Genomic DNA, 18,186 nt, shown 5'->3' on the forward strand with positions numbered 1-18,186 from the left:
ACCTCAGCCGGCGGAGCGGGCGGTGGCGGTGACCGCCGAGCCCACTCGGTCGACGAGCAGCGCCATCTCGTAGCCGATGCGGCCGATGTCGTGGCTCTTGTTGGCCAGAACCGCGAGGTGCGAGCCGTTTCCGACGCTCATCACCAGCAGGTATCCCCGCTGCATCTCGACGATCGACTGCATGACCTTGCCGCCGTCGAACAGATGCGCCGCGCCCATCGATAGACTCGCCAGCCCCGCGGTCACCGCGGCCAGCTGCTCGGCCCGGTCCGAGGGCAGGTGCGGGCTGGTCGCCTGCAGCAGACCGTCCGCCGAGACCAGCACCGCGTGCGAGACGCCGGGCACGTCCCGGGTGAAGCGGGCGACCAGCCAATTCAGATTCTCGTCCGTGGGGTGCGCGTTGCTCATTCGAGGCCTCCGTCGTTGTACTGGATCTCGGCACGGCCACTGCGGACGCCGCTGAGATGTCTGGTCAAGTTGTTGCGGATCTCCTCGGGATCGCGAGCACCCGCCTCCTCGGCCGGGGTGAGACCGCCGGGGACCAGCTGGGCGCCCGGTTTACGGATCGGTAGGCCACCGACGGTGCGCGACGATGTCGGTGGATTGCCCGCGCTGGCCGCTGCCGACCAGCCCGCGTCTCCGGGGGAACTCCATGATGCGCCGTTGCCGCCGGATTCGGCAGTGGCGGAAGCTGGTTCGACGAGCCATTCCGAGACCATCCGCTGATAGATGGGGGTCGGGGCCTCGCCGGGCACCGGTTGCAGCCGGGTGCTCGCGGTCGGCATCGGATCCGCCGCGGCGACCGGCGCGGGCGTCGGCTCGGGTGCCCGTTCGGGCTCGGGTAAGCGCGGCACCTGCCGTGTCTCGGTGAGCTCGCTGAGCGCGGAGGCGGGAACGCGTTGCGGCAGGCCGATCGTCCTGGCCGGGGCCTCGTCAGCCGGGGCGGTCGCCGGGACCGGCAGGTCGTCGGTGTCGTGCTCGTGCTCGGCCCACAGTCCGGTCGGTTCCTCGGGCTCCGGCTCGGGCTCGACGGGTGCGGGCGGTTCCTGGCCGTTGGGCCGCCGCTGCGGCAGGCCGGCTCCGGTCAGCGGGGCACTCGGCGGCTCGATGTGCTCGGTGGGACCGAAGCCGGTCGGCACGAGGGGGTTCGGTCCCGTCGGCACCAGCGGGTTCGGGCCCGTCGGCACCAGCGGGTTCGGGCCCGTCGGCACCAGCGGGTTCGGGCCCGCGGGGACCGGTACGACGAGCGGGTTCGGGCCGGTCGGCGACATGACCGGGTTGGGGCCGGTGATGTCGGCGGGGGTCAGGGCGTGCGGGCCGATGGCCGAGGGCACCAGCGCGTGCGAGCCGGTCGACACGATCGGGTTGGGGCCGGTCGGCGGACCCGACACCGTGGGCGGCGGCGAGACGAGCGCGCTGGGCAGGTGCACGCTCGCGGTGATGCCCGGCTGCGGCGCCTGAGTGGAGGTGCGCCGCAGGCTGACGGTGATGGTGTGCCGCTTGGCCAGTCGGCCGACGACGAAAAGACCCATCCGGCGGGCGGTCTCGATGGTGACCTCACCACCGGAGGCGAGCCGGTCGTTGGTGGTCTGCAGGTCGTCGGCGGACATGCCGAGACCGCGGTCGGTGATCTCGATCAGGTAGCCGCCGTCGACCGCGCGGCCGACGATGACCGCCACCGAGGTGCTCGGCGGCGAGTAGCGCAGGGCGTTGTCGATGAGCTCGGCGAGCAGGTGCTCGATGTCGACCGCGGACTCACCGGCGACGACACCGTCGGGCACGTTGCCGATCTCGACCCGCTGGTAGTCCTCCACCTGCGAGACCGCGCTCCAGAGCATGTCCGACAGCGGCACCGGCGGCAGGTGACCGCGGCGCAGCACGGTGCCCGCGAGCACCAGCAGGTTGTCGCCGTTGCGGCGCATGCGGGTGGCGAGGTGGTCGAGCCGGAACAGCGTCTGCAGGCGCGAGGGGTTGTCCTCGTCGTGCTCGAGTTCCTCGATGAGCGCGAGCTGCTGCTCGACCAGCGACTGGCTGCGCCGCGACAGCGTCTCGAACATGTTGCCGATCTGCAGGCGCAGGCGGGCCTGGTCTGCGGCCAGGTTCAGGGCCTGCTCGTGGATCTCGTCGACGGCGCGGGCCAGCTGGCCGATCTCGTCGGTGGAATGCACGCCGACCGGGGCGATCTCGGGGGTCGCGCCGCCGCTGCGGACGACCGCGAGCTCGTCGGGCAGCTTCACGTGCGCGACCTCGAGCGCGTCGCGCCGCAGCCTGCGCACCGGGACGACCAGCGTGCGGGCCACCGCGAGGGCCAGCGCCAGGCCGGCCAGCAGCATGCCGAGCACCAGGGTGGTCTCGCGCAGCGCGCCGGTCTGCGCGTTGGCGGTGTTGGTCTCGAGGGTGTGGTCGATGCTGTCGAGCAGCTGGTTCAGGCTCGACGCGTAGGTGTCGGCGCTGACCTGGAGGGTGTTGAGCACCGCGGCGTTGCTGGTCGGGTCGCCCGCGTTCTGGCTGAGCACGCTCATCCTGGTCTGGACGGCGTCCATCATCGCGGCCCGGCTGCCCGCCTTCTCCGGCATGATCATGGCGTAGGTCATGATCGTGGTCATCTCGGAGCCGAGCTCGACCAGCATCCGCGCCCGCGCGCTCTGGCTGCGGCCCGCGTCGGGGGAGACGACCAGCAGACGCTGGTGGGTGAGGATCCGGCGCGCCTGATGCAGCGCGGTCAGCTGCAGGAAGTAGCGCTGGACGACGAAGTCCTCGACGTTCGGCGTCTGTGCGAGCGCGTTCGCGATCCGCTCGGCGATCTCGTCGGACTGCTCACCGACCATCGCCGGGGAGCCGCCGCGCACGGTGTTGCGCAGGGTGGCGCCGGTCGCGGTGGCCGCGGTGAGCTCGGTCTGGATCGTCGGCGAGAGCCGGGCCGAGCGCATGGCGCTCTGTACCTCGGCCAGCGCCTGGTCGTAGGTGGTGAGCGCCGCGTCCGTCTGCGGGTCGGCGATCGCGCCCCAGTTGGCCGTCGCCGCGACCGCGAGTTGCTCGGTGGCGGTGGCGAATTTGACGACCGGGCGAATGACGGTGGCTTGCTCGGTGGCGGCGCTGAGCTGCGTCATCATTTGCAGCTCGTTGTTGATCCGGAGCACGGCGAACGTGGTCGCCAGCATCACCGGCAGCACCAGCACCACACCGACCTTGCGCGTAACCGACCAGTTCGACAGGCTGAATTGCCAGGAGCGCGATGCAGGTTCCATCCGCGTGCGTTGCCTCTGCTTCCACGTGAGACCCCGGCCCGCGCGGGGAGGTCGCGGAGCGATGCGAGCGCAGAACCAACTGGAGGTCTTCTTTTACCGCAGGAAAGATACCCGGCTGGGTGGGCATCGGCAATCCGGACCACACGGTCTGCAATTCGCCGAATATACGCTGGCACATCGCGACCGCCACGCGGAGCGTGCCCCTCTCAGTACGTTCTCAGTCGTTCACGGCAAACTGGGCACATGCGCATTCTGGTAGTCGACGACGATCGCGCGGTGCGGGAATCACTGCGCCGGTCGCTGAGCTTCAACGGCTACACCGTCGACTTGGCGGTGGATGGCATGGACGCGTTGGAGAAAGTCACCGCGGCCAGGCCCGATGCCCTGGTTCTCGATGTGATGATGCCCAGGCTGGACGGCCTCGAAGTGTGCCGCCGCCTGCGCAGCACCGGCGATGATCTGCCGATTCTGGTATTGACCGCCCGGGATTCGGTCTCCGAACGAGTCGCGGGCCTCGACGCGGGCGCCGACGATTATTTGCCGAAGCCTTTCGCGTTGGAGGAATTGCTGGCGCGTTTGCGCGCGTTGCTGCGCAGGCGCGCACCCGACCCGGGCGAGGCGTCGGAAGCGATGGTGTTCGCTGATCTGTCGCTGGATCCGGTCACCCGGGAGGTCTCGCGCGGCGATCGCGCCATCAGCCTCACCCGAACCGAGTTCTCGTTGCTCGAGATGTTGATGGCCAATCCGCGTCGCGTGCTCACCCGCGGCCGCATCCTCGAAGAGGTCTGGGGCTACGACTTTCCCACCTCGGGAAATGCGCTGGAGGTCTACATCGGCTATTTGCGGCGCAAGACCGAGGCCGACGGCGAGGAACGCTTGATCCACACGGTGCGCGGCGTCGGGTACGTGCTGCGCGAGACCCCTCCGTAGGCGGCCGCGATGGCATCCAAGGAACCCGCCGTCGCCGTGCTGCGGCGCCCGCCGGACGCGGGGGAGATGCGCCCACCGATGCCGCTGACGCGCTCGGTGTCGCTGCGCTGGCGGGTGACCCTGCTGGCCGCGTCGGTGGTGCTCATCGCCGTCGCGGTCACCTCCATCGCCGCCTACGCGATGGTGGCCCGCGCGCTCTACGCCGACGTCGACGCCCAGCTCGAGGCCAGGGCGGCGACGATGATCAACAACAACTTCGAGACGCTCGGCTTCCAGTCGATCGTGCTGGCCGGGTTGTTCTCCAACGATGTCGGCGTCGCGCTGATCTACGCCGATCACAAGCCGTACATGCCGCCGCAGCAGACGATTCCGCCGGTCGGCGCGCAGGAGCTCGCCGTCGCCGACGGCAAGATCAACTCGTCGCTGCGCACCGTCGGTGACCAGCGGGTGCTCGCCGCGCGCACGCACAGCGGCGCGACGCTGATCATCTCGCAGAAGCTCTACCGCACCCGTGAGGTGCTCGATCGGCTGGCCTGGCTGCTGTTCGTGGTCGGCGCCTGTGGCGTCGTGCTCGCGGCCGCGGCGGGCACCGCGGTGGGCCGTACCGGCCTGCGCCCGATCGCCCGGCTGACCGCCGCGACCGAGCGGGTCGCCCGCACCGACGACCTCACCCCGATCCCGGTCACCGGTGACGACGAACTGGCCAGGCTCACCGAGAGTTTCAACACGATGCTGCGGGCGCTGGCCGAATCCCGCGACCGCCAGCGCAGGCTCGTCGCCGACGCCGGCCACGAACTGCGCACCCCGCTGACCTCGCTGCGCACCAATATGGAGCTGCTCATCGCCTCGGGCAGGCCGGGCGCGCCGCAGCTGCCCGACGAGGACATGGCGGAACTGCGCGCGGACGTGGTCGCCCAGATCGAGGAGCTCTCGACGCTGGTCGGCGACCTGGTCGACCTGGCCCGCGAGGACGCGCCCGAAACCGTCTACGAGCGGGTGGATCTCGGCGAGGTGGCCGAGCGCGCGCTCGAGCGTGCGCGGCGCAGGCGCACCGGCATCACCTTCACCGCCGAACTGCGCCCGTGGTTCGTCTACGGGCACGAGGCGGGCCTGGAACGCGCGGTGCTCAACGTGCTCGACAACGCCGCCAAGTGGAGTCCCGGCGACGCCGAGGTCAGGATCACCATGCGCCCGGCCGGGCCCGGCCTGCTCGAGCTGGTGGTCGCCGACGCCGGTCCCGGCATCCCCAGCGACGAACGGGAGCTGGTGTTCGAGCGCTTCTACCGGACCACGGCCTCGCGGTCGATGCCGGGTTCCGGGCTCGGGCTCGCGATCGTCAAGCAGGTGGTGACCAAGCACGGTGGCACGATCGCGATCGACACCTCCGACCGTGGCGGCGCTCTGGTCCGGATCGTGTTGCCCGGTGAGGCACCGGCGGTTCCGGACGACTCCGAGCCCGGTTCGGTGTGATCCGCGGAGTCTCGGCGAACTGACGGGACGATCTCAGCCGCCTCTCAGTACCCGTCACGAAGCTGGTAGGCAAGCGTGAGGAGACAGACACCATGACCGACGATCCCCAGCAGCGACCTGCTGACCAGCCCGCCGACTCCGGACCGGGCAGCGCGGATCATCCCGCCGGGGCACCGTTCCCCGGTCCGGGTCCGGCCTCGGGCCAGCTGCCCGCCGCCGGTGCCGCCCAACCCTTCGGTGGGGTGCCGCACCCCGGTCAGCCGGGCCCGTTCCCCGGGGCTCAGCCGGGCGGCCATCCCACCGGCCCGGTGCCGCCCCACGCCCCTGAGCAGCCGTACGGCGCCGCGTCCTCCCACAGCGCCGAGCAGCCGTACGGCTCGCCGCAGCCCTACGGCGCCGCGGATTCCTATGGCACGGCGCCACTGCCCGGCGTGTCCGCTTACGGCGTGTCGCACGGTCAGCAGGTTCCGCCCGCCTTCGGGGGACAGCCCGGCGGTGTCGTCGCGCCGCCACGGAAGCCGCTGCGGCTCGGTCTGGTGGCGGGAGCCACGGCGTTGGCACTGGTCAGTGGCGGTATCGGTGGTGTCGTCGGCGTGCTGGCGACCGGTTCCGAGTCCGCCCCGGTGACCAACGCGCTCGACGCGCCCAAGCCCGCGGTCAACAACGTCGCCAACGCCCCGGCCGGGTCGACCCAGGCGGTTGCCCAGCGGGTGCTGCCCAGCGTCGTGATGATCAAGGTGGCCGGTGCGCGCGCCTCCGGCGAGGGCTCCGGGGTCGTGCTGTCCACCGACGGCCTGATCCTCACCAACAATCACGTCGCCGCCGGCGCGGGCGCCTCGGCGAAGATGGAAGTGGTGTTCAGCGACGGCAGCACCGCGCCGGCCACCATGATCGGCGCCGATCCGGTCTCGGACCTGGCCGTCATCAAGGTCAGCGGCAAGAGCGGGCTCACCCCGATCGAACTCGGCACCTCCGACGGGCTCGCGGTCGGGCAGCCGGTGATCGCGATCGGCTCGCCGCTCGGCCTGGCGGGCACCGTCACCACCGGCATCGTCTCCGCGCTCAACCGCCCGGTCTCGACCAGCGGTGAGGGCACCCCCAGCCAGGTCAACCCGGTGATCGACGCGATCCAGACCGACGCGGCGATCAACCCGGGCAACTCCGGCGGCGCGCTGGTCGACGGCCAGGGCAAGCTGATCGGCATCAACACCGCCATCGCCAGCCTCGGCGGCGAGGCCGCCGGCGGCGCGCAGAGCGGATCGATCGGCCTCGGCTTCGCCATCCCGGTGGATCAGGCCCGCCGGGTCGCCGACGAACTGATCAAGACCGGCCACGCCACCTACGCCCAGATCGGCATCAAGCTGCGGCCGCAGGACACCGCGGCCCGGGTACTCGAGGTCACCCCGGACGGGCCCGCGGCGAAGGCGGGCGTGCCCGCGGGCGCGGTCGTCACCCGGCTCGACGACCGGCCGATCGACTCCGGCGACGCGCTGATCGCGGCGGTCCGCTCGCATCAGCCGGGCGACAAGGTGAAGCTCACCTACACCGACGAGCAGGGCGGCAATGCCAAGACGGTCGAGGTCACCCTCACCGGCGCCGCGGCGGAGGGCGGCCGATGATGCGTTCGAGCGCGGCGCTGTCGTGTGTAGGCGCTACGGTGATGAGCATGGACATCGATGCTCCCGTGGCAGGGCGTGCACTGGTTGTTGTCGTCGACGATCGGACGGCGCATGGCGGCGTGGATTCGTTCGGCCCGCTCGTCACCGAACTGCTCAGCGAGGCGGGCTTCCTCGTCGACGCCTCGGTGACGGTGCAGGCCGAGGAGGTCGAGATCCGCAACGCGCTCAACACCGCGGTGATCGGCGGCGTCGATCTGGTGATCTCGGTCGGCGGCACCGGCATGTCGCCCCGCGACATCACCCCCGAGGCCACCGTGCAGGTGCTCGACCGGGAACTGCCCGGCATCACCGAGGCGCTGCGGGCCTCGGGCCGGGTGGCCGGCTCGCTGGACGCGGGTCTGTCGCGCGGCGTCGCGGGCATCTCCGGCAGCACCCTGGTGGTGAATCTGCCGGGCACCCGCTCCGCCATCCGCGACGGCATGGCCACGCTGGGCCCGCTCGCGAGCCGGGTGATCGATGAGCTCTCCGGATTGGACGAGTGACGGCGATGACGTCGTCGGACAGCACGTCGCCGGGGGACCAGGAGGCCGTCCGGCGCAAGGCCGCCGAGGCCGCGCGCCTGGCCCGTATTTTCGGCGACGTGCTGCCCGAAACCACCGGCGACGAGCGCGGGGGGCGCTCGGATAACGACGAATGGTTACGTTCGCAGGTGCCACCGCACCACGGGTGACCTTACCGTTATCTACGTAGCCGCTACGTAATAGGCACTCACCGAAATGCCGTTTCGGGTGTGATTGCGAACGGGTGACAATTCCTCAGGACCACGCGAAAGCGTGGTCCTTTGTCGTATAAGTGTTCGAAACTCACCAGTAACCATCTCCGGTTCAGTCCCGTTGACGCCGCTGATCTCCGATGCATTTATGCACGTCAAAGCATGTGGCGATGTGCGCACCTGTGCTTGGGGTCACATTGAAATTTACGAACTCTTTCGTTGCCGGAACGGCTGCACAGCGTTTAATGTTCGCCATCGAGCCATCAACTATTGGTCCCCGCAGTACCCCGCTTCTGTGCGTTGAACCATCCGGTGGAACCCTGGCTCGGGTTCGCCACACCGGCCCCGTCCGTATCGTCGAAATAACAGTTGGTTACGTAACGGCAACAAAGGGGCGACACACTGAGCTGGGCCTGTGAGGTCCACCCGTCCGGTCTCGAAAGTCGAGACCGGCTGTTAGACACTGATGAGGGGAAGTATGAGCGAGAACCGCACCACCGGTGTGCGCCGCGGCGCCCGTGCCGCGGGCGTCGGCGCTGCCGCGGCCGCCGTGGCTTTCGGCCTGCTGTCGACCGGTGCCGCCAACGCCGACACCTTCGTGCCGTTGCCGGACGGCCAGAAGGTGAGCCCTGCCGGCGTGACCATCACCCGCACGGGTGAGCACGCTTTGATCTCGCCGTCGCTGGCCGCCAACGGCGCGGGTCGCGTCGTCTGGGTCTCCGGCACCGCGCTGGCCGAGGTCGCCGACACCCCCGAGGGCGAGGTCGGCCCCTGGAACGGCCCGTCCGGCCGCCCCGGTTCCAACAACTCCTCCACCCACGGCACCTCCCAGCTGAACACCGGCTACATCGTCGGTTGCCAGGTGAGCATCGCCGACGACGCGATCGGCGCCGGCGTCTCCGGCGGCCTGAGCACCGGTGGCGTGAGCGCCGGCGGCTCGATCGGCGTCAACCTGGGCCCGGGCGAGGTCAAGTTCGTGCAGATCAGCTCGAAGGACATCCAGAAGGCCGGCACCTACGCGATCGATTACCAGGACGCGGAGATCGAGATCCAGGGCTGCGCCGGCTACGCGCAGGCCCGGGCGTACACCGTGGTCGAGATCATCGGTGACAACTACTCGAAGACCACCCTGTACGGCATGCCGTTCAGCATCGGCTGACGTCTTTCGAACCGGCCCGAATCTTCTTCTCGCTGCGGCGAACTCAATCTCGAGGGACAATTCCTATGATCAACCGTAAGTTCATGGCGCGGATGGCGGGCGTCAGCGCCGCGGCCACCGTGGCCGTCGGCCTGTTCTCGACGGGCGCGGCCAACGCCGACACCTTCGTTCCCCTGCCGGGTGGCCACATCACCAAGACCCTGTCCGACGGCACCGTCGTCGACATCAGCCTGGTGGGCGAGTCGGCCAACATCAGCCCGTCGATGGGCTCCACCCCGGTGCACCGCAACGCGTGGGTCTCCGGTAGCGCGCAGGTCACCGTCTCCGACGGCGGCTCCGGCAAGATCTACCCCGGTTACACCGTGGGTTGCCAGGTCAACATCGCCGGCGGCGGTGTCTCCGGTGACGCGACGGTCGAAAGCGACTGGGAGGGCAATGCTTCCGGTGGCGTCGGCACCGGCGGCGAGCTCTCGCTCGGCCCCGGCCAGTCGAAGTCGTTCTACATTCTCGACATCGAGAAGGCCGACGACTACGGCTCCGAGTCGCACGGCAAGTCGAACAAGTTCAAGGACGGCGCCGGCTCGGTGACCTGGTCGGATTCGACCATCGGTCTGTCCGGCTGCGGCGGCTACGCGCAGGCTCGTGCCTTCGTGAGCGTCGAGGTCGAAACCGACAACGTCATCAGCTGGGTGACCCTGTGGGGTCAGCCGTTCAGCCTGGGCTGATTGTTCGATCACGAACGCACAACGGGCCGGTCGCAGTTGCGACCGGCCCGTTTTGTTGTCTCTGCAATGTTTGTGGCGCTGGACATTGCCGGGTTGCCTCATTATGTTTGTGGCGAAATTTGCTTTTCAGCTTCTCGATACACCTTCCGGCTGGGCGAGTCCGCCCTGTTGCCAGCGACGCGGTCCGCGGACCCGTCTGGGCTGGGTCCGGGCGCAGCACAGATATCGACCTCGACGGTCGAGGTCGATTTTGCGTACACCTCGAGGGGAAGTATGAGCGAGAACCGCACCAACCGCGTGCGTCGCGGCGCCTTCGGCGCCGGTGCCGCAGTGGCCGTGACGATCGGCCTGTTGTCGGCCGGTGCTGCCAACGCGGATACCTTCGTTCCGTTGCCGGACGGCCAGAAGAACGGTCCCGGCGTCACCGTCAGCCGCACCGGCGAGAGCGCGATCGTGTCGCCGTCGCTGGCCGCCAACGGTGCGGGCCGCGTCGTCTGGGTTTCCGGCAACGCTCGCGCCGACGTGCAGGTCACCCCGGAGGGCGAGGTGGGTCCGTGGAACGGCCCGTCCAACCGTCCCGGTTCCAACAATTCGTCGACCCACGGTGCGTCGCAACTGAGTACGGGCTACATCGTCGGCTGCCAGGTGAGCATCGGCGACGACGCGATCGGGGGCCAGGTCGGCGTCGGTCTTGACACCGACGGCGCGATCGGTGAGGCCTCCATCGGCCTGGATCTCGGTCCCGGTGAGGTGGGCTTCGCCCAGATCAGTTCCAAGGACATCCTGAAGCCGGGCGTCTACTCGGTGGAGTACCAGGACGCCGAGATCCAGATCCAGGGGTGCGCGGGCTATGCCCAGGCCCGGTCGTACACGGTGGTCGAGATCATCGGTGACCACTACTCGAAGACCACCCTGTACGGCATGCCGTTCAGCATCGGCTGATCGCGGCCGAGTCGACGAAATTCTCGCTAGCTCACACGAATTCACCCTCGAGGGGTCAACAGTGATGATCAATGTTGGAAGCATGGCGCGCGCGGCCGGTCTCACCGCCGCGGCGACCGTGGCATTGGGCTTGTTCTCCACCGGTGCGGCACACGCCGACACCTTCGTTCCGCTGCCGGGCGGGCATATCAGCAAGACCCTGTCCGACGGCACCGTCGTCGACATCAGCATGGTCGGGGAGTCCGCGAACATCAATCCCTCGATGGGATCGACGCCGGCGCACCGGAATGCCTGGGTGTCGGGCAGTGCGCAGGTGTCGGTCTCGGGCGGTGGCGGCGGCAAGATCTTCCCCGGCTACACCGTCGGCTGCCAGGTCAATATCGAAGGCGGCGGCCCGCGCGCCGAAGGCGGGTTCGATTCCGAGGGCGCGGTGGGCCTCGGCGGCGGAGCGCTCTCGCTCGGCCCCGGCCAGTCCAAGTCGTTCTACGTCCTCGACCTGGAGATGCCCGACGACTACGGCGAGGAATCCCACAAGACCCGCAATGCCTTCAAGAACGGCAGCGGCTCGGTGACCTGGGCCGACGAGACCATCGGCCTGTCCGGCTGTGGCGGCTACGCCCAGGCGCGCTCGTTCGTGAGCGTCGAGGTGGAGACCGACAATGTGATCAGCTGGGTCACGCTGTGGGGTCAGCCCTTCAGCCTCGGCTGACGGTTCGGTAGGCAGAGATCGGGGCTGGTCCCGGAACGCGAGTTCCCTGGACCAGCCCCGATTTACGGTGTCGTCCGGCCTCAGCGGTTGTGGTCGCCGTTGCCCCGCGACGGCTCCGGCAGGATGCCGTGCTTGCCGTTGGAGGTGTTGCCCTGCTCGGCGAGCAGGTCGCGGATCTGGACCAGCACCTCGTTGTCGGTGAGGTCGTCCTCGATACCCATCCGCTTCTTGGCCAGGGTGGACGGAAGCACCAGGACGAAGTACAGGATCGCCGCGATGAGCAGGAAGTTGATGCCCGCCGTGATGATCGGTCCGATCTGGACGAAGGTGGCCGGTTTGTCGGCGACGAGCTGGAAACCGAGACCCAGCTCGTTGCTTCCGCCGAAGACCGCCAGCAAGGGGTTGATGATTCCGGTGGTGAACGCGGTGACGATCGCGACGAAGGCCGTGCCGATCACGACGGCGACCGCCAGGTCGACTACGTTGCCGCGGAGCAGGAAATCCTTGAAACCTTTGAGCATTGCCGATGTCTCCTTCGTGCAGGAGCCGGCCCCAGGCGCTGCGCTCCGTGTCGAATGCTGCGAACGGTCGTGCTGGTTCCTGTGTGATGCTAACGAGAGTTGCGGCAAATTTCTCGCGAACTGCGTCCGGGTGCGTCCGGCGCCACCCTCCCGCCGTCAATGGAAGACCACCGTCAGCGCCGTGCGTAACGAGGCGCCCGCGACGGCCGTGGCGTATTCGGCGTCCAGCGCGACCAGGACCACCCGTTCCGCTCCGGAGCGCCGCTCACCGGTCGCGGTGACCAGAACGACGGCGGCATCGGTGGCGAGGGTGCGCGCCGGCTTGCTCGCGCCGGGGCCGCCCGCGTCCTCGACCCCGACGACATCGACCCGGTCACCCGCGCGCAACACCTCGGCCACCGCGGGATCGGCCAGCCGGATCGGCACGATCCGCGCCTCGGGACTGCCCGCGGCGGCCGCCGCCAGCCGGGGGCCGACCACGCGCAGATCGGTGAAGGTTTCCCCGGCGCGCATCGCGCCGGTGAGTGTCGCGCCGAGCAGGACGGCGGGGTCGGTGACGGAACCCGAAGGCAGCGAACGGGATTCGTGCCGATCGACGCGCAGGTCGTCGGCGGTGAGCAGTCGGCCTGGGGCCAGCTCGCGGGCGGCGACGACGACGTCGTCGCGGGTGGTGCCTGGATCGCCGCGGACGAACAGCGCCAGCGCGACCAGCGCGAGCACGGCGGCCGCGATGCGGCGGGCGAGCAGTGCGTCGGCCCAGGCCGGGCGGTTACCGAGGGCGAAGCGCCAGGAACTGCCACGTCCCAGATCGGCAAGACTGCGAGTCATGCCCGAAGCCTAGGAGCGTGGCAGCGGGGATCAGCCGGTGAAAGTCCTGGTTGTGGACAACTCGGGGGCTGTGGACAAACCGGCGGGGATCAGCTCGCGGCGGCGGGCGTCGAGCTCGTGGTCGACGTCGAGGTGGAGCTGCTGCCGTTGCTGCCGCTGTCCGAGGAGGAGGACTTCGCGGGCTCGCTCGCGGTGGACGCGCCGCCCCGGCTGTCGGTGCGGTAGAAACCGCTGCCCTTGAACACGATGCCCACCGAGTTGAACAGCTTCCGCAGCTTCCCGGAACACTGCGGGCACTCCGTCAGCGTGTCGTCGGAGAAGGACTGAACGATGTCGAAGCGGTTGTCACACTCGGTGCACGCGTATGAATAAGTTGGCACAGGATCCTCCGCAAGTCTCGTCGATCTAGCACTCTACCGCCGACACTGCCAACGTCGGAAATCGCCGTTTCATTCCGGGGGAACGGGCCGGTCACCGCCGAGTTCACGCAGGCCACCGCCGGGCGTCAGTGCCCACCCCATTCGCCGGTCGTGCGGTTCCTCCGGCAGCCGGTCGACGAGTTCATTATCCCGGACGACGGCGATCAGGCGAGTGCTGATCCCGGCGGCACCCAGCGTGCGGTCGTAGTACCCGGCCCCGCGCCCCAGCCGGACGCCACGGCGGTCCACCGCGAGCGCGGGCACCAGGATCGTCGCCGCGGTAGCCACGGTGTCCGGCGGCAGCGTCGCCGTGGTCGGTTCGAGCAGGCCGAAGCGGGCCTTGCGCAGCGAATCGGGGCCCTCGTAGCGCGCCCAGCTCAGGGGCCCCGGCTCCCCGGTCACCGGCAGCAACACCGTGGCGTTGCGCACACGCAGCGCGTCGAGCATGCGCAGATCGCCGGGCTCGCCGCGGATCGGGACATACGCGCAGACGACGTCATCGGCCCCGGCCAGCGGGCCGATCGCGGCGGCGAGCGCCGCGGCCTCGCGCGCGTGCTCGGCGGCCCCGACCTGCGCACGTTCGGCGAGGATGTGGCTGCGCCACGCATATTTGGTGCGCTCACCGGGCATCTCCACAGCGACCACCCTAAGCTCTTGCCGACGCCGGATCGTCGCGACGGGCGATCGGACGGCACGCTGAATGGATAGGGTATGCGCATGACAGACAAGACTTCCGGTTTCCGCACTGCGGTGGTACCCGCGGCCGGACTCGGAACGCGGTTTCTGCCTGCCACCAAGACGGTGCCCAAGGAATTGCTGCCGGTGGTCGACACCCCCGGCATCGAGCTCGTCGCCGCCGAGGCCGCCGATTCCGGCGCCGAGCGGCTGGTGATCGTGACCTCGCCGGGCAAGGACGGCGTCGTCGCCCATTTCGTCGAGGATCTGGTGCTGGAGAGCACCCTGGCCGAGCGCGGCAAGTTCGCGCTGCTGGAGAAGGTCCGCAAGGCGCCCGGCCTGCTCGACGTGACCTCGGTCGTGCAGGAGGAGCCACTGGGTCTCGGCCACGCGGTGGCCCAGGCCGAGGCGGCGCTCGACGACGACGAGGACGCCATCGCCGTGCTGCTGCCCGACGACCTGGTGCTGCCGTGCGGCGTGCTCGAGACCATGAGCCGGGTGCGCCGGGAGCGCGGCGGCTCGGTGCTGTGCGCCATCGACGTACCGAAGTCGCAGGTCAGCGCGTACGGCGTCTTCGACGTCGAGGAGCTGACCGAGGGCGCCGAGGCCGACGTGTTGCGGGTCAAGGGCATGGTCGAGAAGCCCGAGCTGGCCGACGCGCCCTCGACCCTGGCCGCGGCCGGCCGCTACCTGCTCGACCGGGTGATCTTCGACGCACTGCGCCGGATCGAGCCGGGCGCGGGCGGGGAACTGCAGATCACCGACGCGATCGCCCTGCTGATCGCGGAGGGACACCCGGTCCATGTGGTCGTCCACCGTGGGTCGCGCCACGATTTGGGTAACCCGGGCGGCTATCTTCGAGCTGCCGTCGATTTCGCCCTCGAGCGGGAGGAATACGGCCCGCAATTGCGTGAGTGGCTGAAGTTCCGGCTCAGCCCGGAGTGGGATCCCAACTCCCCGAACGCGTAAGCGCGGCAAGCGATGGACACATAGACACAGGAGCTCGATGCGCTCGGTTGAGGATCAGCTGATCAAGGTCACCGCGGCCGCGGTCGCACCCAGGCCGGTCCGGGTCGCGATATCCGAGGCCCAGGGTCTGCTGTGCGCGGAGGACGTCGTCACCGAACGGCCGCTGCCCGGCTTCGATCAGGCCGCCATCGACGGTTACGCGGTGCGCAGCGTCGACGTCTCCGCCGCCGGCACCGACGTGCGCGACGAAGAGGGCGAACTGATCGACCTCACCCTGCCGGTGGTCGGCGAGGTGGTCGCCGGTTCGCGCCAGCCCATCCGGCTGCAGCCGCGCCAGACCGTGCGTGTCGACACCGGCGCTCCGCTGCCGACGCTGGCCGACGCGGTGCTGCCGCTGGACTTCACCGACGGCGGCCGGGCCAGGATCAAGGTCTTCGAGCCGGTCCGCTCGGGCGACTACGTCCGCCGCATCGGCGACGACGTGCAGCCCGGCGACGTGGCCGTTCGCGCGGGCACCATCATCGGCGCCGCCCAAGTGGGCCTGCTGGCCGCGGTCGGGCAGGACAAGGTGCTGGTGCATCCGCGCCCCCGCCTGTCGGTGATCTCCATCGGCGGCGAGCTGATCGATATCGATCGCACGCCCGGCCCCGGTCAGGTCTACGACGTGAACTCCTACGCGCTGGCTGCGGCCGCGCGCGACGCGGGCGCCGACGTCAACCGGGTCGGCATCGTCAGCGCCGATCCGCGCAGGCTGCGCGATGTGGTCGAGGGTCAGCTGGTGCGCTCGGAGGTCGTGGTGATCGCCGGCGCGGTCGGCGGCTGGGCCTCCGAGCAGGTGCGCGAGGCGCTGGACGGGCTCGGTGAACTCGAGGTGGACCGGGTGGCCATGCATCCGGGCTCGGTGCAGGGTTTCGGCAGGCTCGGTCGCGACGAGGTGCCGACCTTCCTGCTGCCGTCGAATCCGGTGAGCGCGCTGGTGGTCTTCGAGGTGATGGTGCGTCCGCTGATCCGGATCGCGCTGGGCCGCAGGCAGCCGATGCGCCGGATCGTCAACGCCCGCACCATCACTCCGATCACCTCGATGCCAGGTCGCAAGGGCTATCTGCGCGCGCAGCTGCTGCGTGACGAGGCCACCGGTGACTATCTGGTGCAGCCGCTGGGCAACGGCAACGGCGGGTCGTCGCATCTGCTGGCGACGCTGGCCGAGGCCAACAGCCTCATCGTGGTGGAGCCCGACGACACCGATTTCCGCACCGGTGACGAGGTGCGGGTCGCTTTCCTGGCGCAGCGCGGCTGATCAGTGGACTCGATGAACGTATTCCGGGCAGGTCAGCATCCCGGATGGCCCGCCCGGCTCGGTCCGGTGATCGTCGCGGGTGGCCAGGTGACATTGCGCCCGGTGCGTTTCCGTGACGCCGCGGCGTGGAGCCGGATCCGGCTGCGCGATCGCGACCATTTGGAGCGCTGGGAGCCGACCGGGCGCGGCAGCTGGGAGGCGCGCAATCACGCGTCCAACTGGCCGTCGCTGTGGACGAGCCTGAAGGCCGAGGCCAGGCGGGGCGCGATGATCCCGCTGGTGATCGAGGTCAACGGGCAGTTCAGCGGACAGCTGACGATCGGCAACATCGTGCGCGGCGCGCTGCGCTCGGCCTGGATCGGCTACTGGGTGGCCAAGGATCTCGGTGGCCAGGGCGTCGCCACGGCCGCGCTCGCCCTGGGTCTGGACCACTGCTTCGGGCCGGTCGGCCTGCACCGGGTGGAGGCCACGGTGCGGCCGGAGAACCTGGCCAGCCAGGCGGTCCTGCGCAATGTCGGGTTCCGCGAAGAGGGTTTGCTGCGCCGCTATCTCGATGTGGACGGCGAATGGCGGGATCACCTGCTGGTGGGCTTGACGGTCGAAGAAGTTATGGGCACCGTCGTCGATCGCCTGGTCAGAGAGGGTCGAGCGGCGCTGCCGTGAAATTTCTGTTACTCATGTGGCAGGTGTGCACGGCGCGCCTGCCGCGAGGGCAGGCGTGTCCGAATTAACCTACGGACGTCGGTAGTGCGTCCAACTATGGATAAACGCGCAGGCGGGGACGGGAGGTGATGACCGCGATGCCGAATTCGATCCTGTGGATCGGACTTGTGGTGCTGTGGGTCTTCGTCCTGTTCCCGATCCTGGCGGACCGGCATCCCCGGATCCGCCGCACCACCGATGCCGCACTCGCCACGCGTGTGCTGCACCGTGGCGGGGCCGAACGACGGATTCGCATCGGGGCTGCGGGCGGTCACGAGACCGACCCCGACTACCGCCCCCGTGTGCTGACCAAGCGCCCCCACCGTACTGATTCGGAGGATCGGATGACGACACCGGCCGACGAGCCCGTCACCGAAGCTGACGACGAGTTGCTCACCCCCACACCGGAACTCGAGGCCGCGGCCGACGCCGAGGCCGACCTCGACGACGCCGCGACCGGCGACGAGCCCGGAGCCGCCACCGAGGCGGCCGATTCCGCACCTCCCGCGATCGATGACGTTGCGGCGGAATCGGATCCGGAGGACGATGCCGCCGCGGACGACGATGCCGCCGTCGACCCGCCGGTCGCCGCGCGCATCCCACCCGCGCCGCCCGCCCGGCTCGATGACATCGCCGAGGACACCGCCGAGCCGGCCGACGACGACGAGGACTTCGTCCCGAACCGGCGCGGCCGCGGCGGTTACGACCCCGAGGCCGACGCCATCGCCCGCGCCGCCCGCTACAGCTTCCGGCAGCGCGCCGTGCTCGGGCTGATCATCGCGACCATCCTGTTCGCCGCGTTCGGCCTGCTGCTGAACTCGATGTTCTGGTGGGCGTGCGGGCTGTCCACGGCCGTGCTGGTGGGCTATCTGGCCTACCTGCGCAAGCAGGTCCACGTGGAGGAGGAGATCCGCCGCAGGCGCGCGGCTCGCCTCACCCGGGGCAAGCGCCGCGAGGAGACCGCCACCCCCGAGGCGGCGACGACCCGGCGCACCATGGACCGCGACACCGCGCGGGCCCTGCGCCGCCGTTCCACCCTGCTCGACACCGACGACGAGGACCCGATGTTCGAGCACCTGGAAACCTTCGATCCGGCCACCGCACGCGCCCTCCGCACCCGGGTCGAAGACCTCGGGCGCGCCGTCGGCGAATAACTGGTCGAACCACGCAGAACAGCAGGTCAGAGTACCGATTCGGTATC

19 protein-coding genes are annotated in these 18,186 nt (G+C 69.7%); 13 read left to right on the forward strand and 6 right to left on the reverse strand.

The features are described 5' to 3' along the window. Window positions 1-3 precede the first annotated feature (3 nt). Window positions 4-408, reverse strand: a complete 405-nt coding sequence (locus AB0H54_RS04890; RefSeq protein WP_019049250.1) for a roadblock/LC7 domain-containing protein — start codon at window positions 406-408, stop codon at window positions 4-6. Further along, entirely contained in the window at window positions 405-3,248 is a 2,844-nt protein-coding gene (locus AB0H54_RS04895) for an ATP-binding protein (protein ID WP_357342784.1), read from the reverse strand. Before AB0H54_RS04895 ends, AB0H54_RS04890 begins: the two co-directional genes overlap by 4 nt. Window positions 3,249-3,491: 243 nt before the next feature. On the opposite strand from AB0H54_RS04895, the gene AB0H54_RS04900 reads away from it, so the two are divergent. The 9 genes from AB0H54_RS04900 to AB0H54_RS04940 all read left to right on the forward strand — a co-directional run bounded on the left by AB0H54_RS04900 (window position 3,492) and on the right by AB0H54_RS04940 (window position 11,574). Further along, on the forward strand, window positions 3,492-4,178 hold the full coding sequence (locus AB0H54_RS04900; protein WP_355273484.1) for a response regulator transcription factor: 687 nt from the start codon (window positions 3,492-3,494) through the stop codon (window positions 4,176-4,178). A gap of 9 nt (window positions 4,179-4,187) precedes the next feature. Continuing rightward, window positions 4,188-5,648 (forward strand): HAMP domain-containing sensor histidine kinase, encoded by a 1,461-nt coding sequence (locus tag AB0H54_RS04905; RefSeq protein ID WP_357342786.1) that lies wholly within the window; start codon window positions 4,188-4,190, stop codon window positions 5,646-5,648. A gap of 92 nt (window positions 5,649-5,740) precedes the next feature. Continuing rightward, window positions 5,741-7,267: a trypsin-like peptidase domain-containing protein gene (locus AB0H54_RS04910; protein WP_357342788.1), complete on the forward strand. Its 1,527-nt coding sequence runs from the start codon at window positions 5,741-5,743 to the stop codon at window positions 7,265-7,267. After that, window positions 7,267-7,809, forward strand: coding sequence for a MogA/MoaB family molybdenum cofactor biosynthesis protein (locus AB0H54_RS04915; protein ID WP_355274623.1), 543 nt, complete (start codon window positions 7,267-7,269; stop codon window positions 7,807-7,809). Before AB0H54_RS04910 ends, AB0H54_RS04915 begins: the two co-directional genes overlap by 1 nt. 5 nt (window positions 7,810-7,814) lie before the next feature. Further along, window positions 7,815-7,997: a hypothetical protein gene (locus tag AB0H54_RS04920; protein WP_355273476.1), complete on the forward strand. Its 183-nt coding sequence runs from the start codon at window positions 7,815-7,817 to the stop codon at window positions 7,995-7,997. Window positions 7,998-8,517: 520 nt separating this feature from the next. Next, entirely contained in the window at window positions 8,518-9,198 is a 681-nt protein-coding gene (locus AB0H54_RS04925; RefSeq protein ID WP_218721722.1) for an MspA family porin, read from the forward strand. Window positions 9,199-9,263: 65 nt separating this feature from the next. Continuing rightward, window positions 9,264-9,923, forward strand: a complete 660-nt coding sequence (locus AB0H54_RS04930) for an MspA family porin (protein ID WP_357342789.1) — start codon at window positions 9,264-9,266, stop codon at window positions 9,921-9,923. 273 nt (window positions 9,924-10,196) lie between these two features. Beyond that, complete coding sequence (locus AB0H54_RS04935; RefSeq protein ID WP_357342790.1) at window positions 10,197-10,865, forward strand: MspA family porin; 669 nt, start codon at window positions 10,197-10,199, stop codon at window positions 10,863-10,865. Window positions 10,866-10,929: 64 nt separating this feature from the next. Continuing rightward, window positions 10,930-11,574: an MspA family porin gene (locus AB0H54_RS04940; RefSeq protein WP_357342792.1), complete on the forward strand. Its 645-nt coding sequence runs from the start codon at window positions 10,930-10,932 to the stop codon at window positions 11,572-11,574. Window positions 11,575-11,654: 80 nt separating this feature from the next. Here AB0H54_RS04940 and mscL read toward each other — a convergent pair whose 3' ends face one another. The 4 genes from mscL to AB0H54_RS04960 form a co-directional block, all read right to left on the reverse strand. After that, complete coding sequence (gene mscL / locus AB0H54_RS04945; protein ID WP_357342794.1) at window positions 11,655-12,095, reverse strand: large conductance mechanosensitive channel protein MscL; 441 nt, start codon at window positions 12,093-12,095, stop codon at window positions 11,655-11,657. Between the two features lie 156 nt (window positions 12,096-12,251). Next, window positions 12,252-12,923, reverse strand: a complete 672-nt coding sequence (locus AB0H54_RS04950) for an SAF domain-containing protein (protein WP_357342796.1) — start codon at window positions 12,921-12,923, stop codon at window positions 12,252-12,254. Between the two features lie 89 nt (window positions 12,924-13,012). Further along, a complete protein-coding gene (locus tag AB0H54_RS04955; RefSeq protein ID WP_355273463.1) occupies window positions 13,013-13,303 on the reverse strand; it encodes an FmdB family zinc ribbon protein in 291 nt (96 codons plus the stop codon). Window positions 13,304-13,372: 69 nt separating this feature from the next. Further along, entirely contained in the window at window positions 13,373-13,972 is a 600-nt protein-coding gene (locus AB0H54_RS04960) for a 5-formyltetrahydrofolate cyclo-ligase (RefSeq protein WP_357344199.1), read from the reverse strand. Between the two features lie 87 nt (window positions 13,973-14,059). Between AB0H54_RS04960 and AB0H54_RS04965 the strand changes: the two genes are divergently transcribed. From AB0H54_RS04965 to glpR, 4 genes are all read left to right on the forward strand, one after another. Continuing rightward, on the forward strand, window positions 14,060-14,986 hold the full coding sequence (locus AB0H54_RS04965) for a UTP--glucose-1-phosphate uridylyltransferase (protein WP_355273461.1): 927 nt from the start codon (window positions 14,060-14,062) through the stop codon (window positions 14,984-14,986). Window positions 14,987-15,023: 37 nt separating this feature from the next. After that, on the forward strand, window positions 15,024-16,283 hold the full coding sequence (gene glp, locus AB0H54_RS04970; protein WP_355273458.1) for a gephyrin-like molybdotransferase Glp: 1,260 nt from the start codon (window positions 15,024-15,026) through the stop codon (window positions 16,281-16,283). A gap of 12 nt (window positions 16,284-16,295) precedes the next feature. Beyond that, window positions 16,296-16,946, forward strand: a complete 651-nt coding sequence (locus AB0H54_RS04975; RefSeq protein ID WP_218721735.1) for a GNAT family protein — start codon at window positions 16,296-16,298, stop codon at window positions 16,944-16,946. Window positions 16,947-17,083: 137 nt separating this feature from the next. After that, window positions 17,084-18,139, forward strand: coding sequence for a gephyrin-like molybdotransferase receptor GlpR (gene glpR / locus AB0H54_RS04980; protein WP_357342799.1), 1,056 nt, complete (start codon window positions 17,084-17,086; stop codon window positions 18,137-18,139). The last annotated feature ends 47 nt before the right edge of the window (window positions 18,140-18,186 follow it).

The sequence above is a fragment of the Nocardia sp. NPDC050718 genome (assembly GCF_040654235.1).
GTDB lineage: Bacteria > Actinomycetota > Actinomycetes > Mycobacteriales > Mycobacteriaceae > Nocardia.